The sequence below is a fragment of the Craterilacuibacter sp. genome (genome assembly GCF_051659485.1).
GTDB lineage: Bacteria > Pseudomonadota > Gammaproteobacteria > Burkholderiales > Chromobacteriaceae > Craterilacuibacter.
Genome location: NZ_JBOFOO010000119.1, coordinates 1 through 1,752, shown reverse-complemented (window position 1 = coordinate 1,752; position 1,752 = coordinate 1). Strand labels below are relative to the sequence as shown.

1 protein-coding gene is annotated in these 1,752 nt (G+C 55.3%); it reads right to left on the bottom strand.

The window, feature by feature from the left end:
• Positions 1-1,682: lipid A export permease/ATP-binding protein MsbA (msbA, locus tag ACRC1E_RS04130; RefSeq protein ID WP_438513845.1), on the bottom strand; the 1,682-nt coding region annotated here is incomplete at its 3' end.
• Between the last annotated feature and the right edge of the window lie 70 nt (positions 1,683-1,752).

The window sequence follows — 1,752 nt, the reverse complement described above, 5'->3', positions numbered from 1 at the left end:
TGCGCCCCCTCTTCGGCGATCTTGCCTTGATGCATGACTATAATCCGGTCGGCCCGCTCAATAGTCGACAATCGATGCGCAATAACCAGCGTAGTGCGGTTCTGCATCAGGTTTTCCAAAGCTGCCTGCACTAGTCTTTCAGACTGGGTATCCAGCGCGCTAGTCGCTTCGTCGAGGATCAGGATCGGTGCATTTTTCAGAATGGCGCGGGCTATCGCCAGACGTTGACGCTGGCCACCAGATAGACGAGCGCCATTCTCTCCAATCTGGGTTTCAAAGCAATCAGGCAGCGTTTCGATAAACTCAAGTGCATTTGCCGCACGCGCAGCCTCGACCAATTGTTCATGTGTCACATCGCTGCGGCCGTACGCAATATTTGCAGCAATCGTGTCGTCAAATAGCGCGACATGCTGACTGACCAGCGCGATCTGAGCACGAAGGCTGGCGAGTGTGTAGTCGCTAAGAGGCAAGCCATCGAGCAGGATTTGCCCTGCCGTCGGCTCGTGAAAGCGTGGCAGCAGGCTCGCCAGCGTTGTCTTACCGCTACCGCTAGAGCCAACCAGTGCCACGGTTTCGCCGGCACGGATATCGAGCGTAATCTCATCCAGCGCTGGGCGCTCGGCTCCCGGATAGCAAAACGAGACCTTCTGCAAAGACAATTCACCCCGGGTCTGACCGAGCTGCCGGACGCCGGGATCCGCTTCGGTTTTCTCGTCAAGAAATGCGAACACACTCTCGGCGGCAGCCAGCCCCCGTTGCAGGGCTTGTGAAATGCCGGTAATGCGCTTGAGCGGCGCGAACAGCATCAGCATCGCCGTCAGGAACGACATGAAGTCGCCAGCCGAAAAACTGCCCATCTGTGCCAGCACTCCGGCAAAGTAGAGGATCACAGCCAGCGCCATCGCAATCAGCAACTGGGTCACGCCGGTACTCGCTGCATTGGTTGCCCTGCGTTTGATCTGGTTACGACGCATCGCCTCTGCCGACTTGCCGAAACGGCGGGTTTCTTGCATCTCGCCTTGATACACCCGGACATCACTTTGACAAGCCACAACCTCGGAGACGATCTGCGTCATATGCGCCTGATCCTGGCGATTTTTCCGTGACAGATTACGTAACTTGCTGCTGACATAGCGCACACAAACCGCGACCACCGGCATCACGGCAAAACAGATCAATGCCAGACGCCAATCGGTATACAGCAAGAGCCCCAATAAACCAATAATGGTCAGACCATCTTTGACCGTGACGGTAATCACATTGAAGCCCGCATCACTGACCTGTGTCGTTTCATTGACAATACGCGATAGGGTATTACCGGACGGATGCGTATCGAAGTAGGTCATCGGCAGGTGATGCATACGGGCAAACATCTCGGTGCGCAATTGCTCGACAAGACGACCGGTCAGCCAGGCCGAGGCATATTCGTTAATATAGGTCGCCACCCCTCGCACGATAAACAGGCCGACAATGGCCAGCGGCGTCCAGATGATGGCTTCACGGCTTTTATTGACGAAGCCGCCGTCTATCAACGGCTTCATTAGGCTGGCGAAGGCTGGTTCAGTTGCCGCCGCCACAACCATGGACAACAAGGAAATCAGGAATACTTTCCATTGTGGTTTGAGGTAGCGCATCACCCGCTTGTATAGGGTGAAGCTCTCCGAAAACGAGTTAGCAGACATCAGGAGCGTACCAATTCTGGTTTCAAACACATGCGCGGCACATTAACCGCAAAGACGGCCAGCTTATATC